Genomic DNA, 3,149 nt, shown 5'->3' with positions numbered 1-3,149 from the left:
GCACGCGTATCTCGGGGCCTTGATAGAGGTGCTGATAAAGCTTGTCTCGCTCGGCGCGCAAGGCCAGGTTCTCCCAAACGTGTTTCTCGATCTTCGGTACGCTCGGGTCGTATTTATAAAGCTTGGTCGAAATGAATTGGCCGCGTGTCCCTTTCGGCGGACCGTCGATCCACGCGAGGTAAGGCACCGTACCGCGATCCAGCCAGATTCGAGCGAGGATGGTGGAGTAGCGATCATCGAGCAATTCGGTGGAGTGAACAATGTTCGGTGGGATTAGCCGCCAGCCATTGCCTTTCATCCCTTCGCCTTGTCGGCCAATGCCAAGCTGCATCGGCTGCGATTCGTCGTAGTAGGCCTTCAGGTCTTTGTAATACGGTGCCAAGCCCCCGAGCATGAGATCCTTACCATACGGATGATGGCGATTCGCAGCGGTGACTTCGACTTCGACGTCATACCAACCGGAGTGCGACACACCGGTCTCACCAAGTTTGCTAAGGAAGAGCTTGCTGTCGAAGATCAGCTCTTGATTTCGCAGACCATGGCTGAGGTGGATGTACGCGGGACCGTTCGATTTCTCTTCACTGATGACGCCAAGCCCGAAAGCAGGATTGAGCGAGCCCATCGTCTCGGCACGGTCCTTCCATTGATCGATCTTCGGCCTACCATTCACTTCGGCCAGATCATACGCTTGTTCAAGCACTTCGTCGGCCGCTGTAAGATACTGCGCGAGATGGTGCCGCGAGGTACGAAGCGCCGAACCGATATTTCGAAAGCCCTCCAGTTCCTCATCGCCAGGGAAGCTGGTGGTGGGATCGAAGTCCCCATCGAACCCAAAGAGATCCTTTACAGTGTTCAGATACTCGGCACGACTGAGCCGGCGATGTACCACCTGCCCACCGCGATCCTGAGAAATCGACTGCGCCTTGGTCACCTGTTCTTCAATCCATGCGATCACCAAGCGACGTTCGTCGTTGGTTGGTTGCTTCTCATCCGATGGCGGCATTTCACCGAGCTGCAGCTGATGCAACACCTCCTGCCAGCGTTCAGCAATCGCGACATCGGCGCCGACCGTCGTCGGGAGATTATCGAACCGACGATCCCCCTTTTGTTCATTGGCTCCGTGGCATCCGAGGCAATAACGCGAAAGGAAGCGTTCGGGTTTGACCTGCGTGACGTCCGCTGCATGCAGGGCTGTAGAACAAAGCAGCAGGCACACTCCGTGTGCCGTAGCAAAAAAATTCAAACGTGATTGAACGACTGATGGCTGAATGGCGGATGTCTGAATGGCGGACGGCACACGGAGTGTGCCTGCTACTATGGAGATACCTTCGGCATCGTTGTTTTGAAAACGCCGTGGCATGTCACACCAAAAATTCATTGAGGTTACCTGTACTCGACCCGAATCGATCGCGCTGGATTCCCATCTGTTGGAGCAACGTAACGAAGAGATTGCACAACGGCGTCTGCTGGCGGCCTTGCTTCGGAAAGAACAGATGCCGCCCGTGCTTGAAACCTCCTCCTGCGAGGACAACAGGCAAGTTCGTGTTCGCATGCGAGCTGGCGTTCCCCATGCCGCTTCCGAAAACTACGGTGGTGTTATCCAGCAACGAGCTGCCACCGATGTCCTTCATCGTGGCGAGTCGTTCGAGGAAGTGATCCAGCTCGACTAGGAGCGCGGACTCGATGACGTGAAGCTGTCGCAGCTTATCCGGATCCTGGCCGCTGTGTGAAAGATCGTGGTAGCCGCGATCAATACCAGGGATGTTTGTCACCGGCAAAGAGCCGCCGATGTTCAGCGTGACAATGCGCGTCGCGTCGGCTTGAAGCGCAAGTGCGGCAACATCCAGGTTAGCTCGCACGCGATCCATGCAGCCCGCGTTGTCCCACTTGGGCTTCTCGCCACCTGCGACGGGCAGCGGCTTGTCGAGCCAGGCGATGTTCGTGGCGTTCGCTCGTTCAAAATCTCGCATGGCTCCCATGAATTCGTCCATCTTTTCGCGGTCCCAGCGGTCCAGCAACGGCGCTACGCGTTTTGCATCTCTCGCGATGAGCGAGAGGACCGATTCATTCTCGGCCAGCTCTGCGCGTCGTGCCTCCTTCGCCGAACTGGGGTCAGGCTTAAAAAGCAACTGAAACGCTTGCGATGGGTCCTCTAGCTTCGGAACGGCAATGCCCGAACGGGTCCACGAGATCGCATCACCACCACCCACGCCAAGGCAAAGGGACGGAAACCGCGTCAATCCACCTAGCTCTTCTTCTGCTAGTTGATCAAGCGACACACAACCATCCGCAAACCCAGCCGCTTGCTCGCGACGCACGCCACTGAGAAATGTATGAACGCCATAATGCCCTCCCTGCACACCAGGATGATCCAGCTGCGAGAATACCGTCATCTTTTTCTGCCAGCGTTCTAACGGTTTCAGCAAGGGCGTGAGCTCCAACTCAGGCCCTTGCCCCACTGGGAAAAACGATTCAGGCCGCAATCCGAAATCCAGTCCGATGCAAACCAGTCGCCGTGGTGTCTTCATCACCTCCGCGCCCTGCAGCGCCAGGTTCGAGAACCAGGGGAATGTCAGCGCGGTGCCGCTGAGGGTTTGAAGTACATCTCTTCGGTGCATGGTGTGGTATTGCACTTTTTGGTGGGAGTAATCTGTCAGGCAGGAGTTCAAAGGCGGATGCGTTTTATGGCTACGGCACACGGAGTGTGCCTGCTGCTACTATCGAACGCAACGGTCTTTCACGAGTCATTGCGTTACGCGATTTTGTCATCCTAAGTTTAATGATTCACAATGTTTTCTAACGGGTTGCCGAGGACTGCAGCGCGGGCAATGCGAGCTGAGGTAGCGCGCATTTCGTTCTTCGATTCCACGCTGCAAAAAGCCGCATGGCAGGTGACGATCAAGTTGGGTGTCTGAGCTTCCTCAGGCGTCTTGAGTGGTTCGTCTTCGACGACGTCAAGGCCGGCTCCGGCAAGCCGATGGTTTCTTAAAGCATCAAGTATCGCCGTCTTTTTGATGACTGCACCGCGGGCTGTGTTGACAACGAAGGCAGTTGGCTTCATCAACGCCAACTCTCGCTCTGCGATCAAGTGACGCGTCTCCCCATTGAGAGGACAATGTATGGAAAGGACATCGGCCCTCTCTAATAGT

Annotated in this window: 3 protein-coding genes; all 3 read right to left on the bottom strand. The window is 56.0% G+C overall.

The annotated features are described in order from the left end of the window. Window positions 1-1,378: DUF1587 domain-containing protein (locus tag ACIQ2L_RS14210; RefSeq protein WP_396159988.1), on the bottom strand; the 1,378-nt coding region annotated here is incomplete at its 3' end. Beyond that, window positions 1,362-2,618, bottom strand: coding sequence for a DUF1552 domain-containing protein (locus ACIQ2L_RS14205; protein ID WP_396159986.1), 1,257 nt, complete (start codon window positions 2,616-2,618; stop codon window positions 1,362-1,364). The genes ACIQ2L_RS14205 and ACIQ2L_RS14210, both read right to left, overlap by 17 nt. Window positions 2,619-2,776: 158 nt before the next feature. Next, window positions 2,777-3,149: NAD(P)-dependent oxidoreductase (locus ACIQ2L_RS14200; RefSeq protein ID WP_396159984.1), on the bottom strand; the 373-nt coding region annotated here is incomplete at its 5' end.

The sequence above is a fragment of the Flavobacterium sp. genome (genome assembly GCF_044369455.1).
Lineage (GTDB): Bacteria > Bacteroidota > Bacteroidia > Flavobacteriales > Flavobacteriaceae > Flavobacterium.
The sequence above is the reverse complement of the archived record's forward strand: the minus strand, read 5'-3'. Positions and strand labels throughout refer to the sequence as shown.